Source organism: Rhodanobacter sp. FW104-R8, from assembly GCF_001617365.1.
Taxonomy (GTDB): domain Bacteria; phylum Pseudomonadota; class Gammaproteobacteria; order Xanthomonadales; family Rhodanobacteraceae; genus Rhodanobacter.
The window spans coordinates 1-315 of record NZ_LVJR01000002.1 but is presented as its reverse complement, the minus strand read 5'-3'; the positions used below and the strand labels follow the sequence as shown (position 1 = coordinate 315).

The window sequence follows — 315 nt, the reverse complement described above, 5'->3', positions numbered from 1 at the left end:
GCCTCCGCCCCCGCGCCGCAGCTGTTCGAGCACTTCGGCTTCACCGTCGCGCACCTGGTCGACGCGGTGAAGCGCACCGTGTAGGAGCGCACCCTGTGCGCGATGCTTTTCCGCCACGTGACGAAAAGCATTCGCGCACAGGGTGCGCTCCTACAGTGACGGATCAGGCGAGCAGCAGGCGCGCTGACCCAGCAGGGAGGGCGTGGCCGTGCGCGTGGTGTCGATGCCGTGCACCGAGGTGTTCGATGCGCAGCCGCTGGAATACCGCGAAGGCGTGCTGCCTTCCTGGTGCCGCGCCCGCGTGGCGGTGGAGGC

Annotated in this window: 1 pseudogene; it reads left to right on the top strand. The window is 69.5% G+C overall.

The window, feature by feature from the left end:
- Positions 1 to 190: 190 nt before the first annotated feature.
- Positions 191 to 315 (top strand): annotated as a pseudogene (locus RHOFW104R8_RS18010) (transketolase-like TK C-terminal-containing protein); the annotation flags it as partial.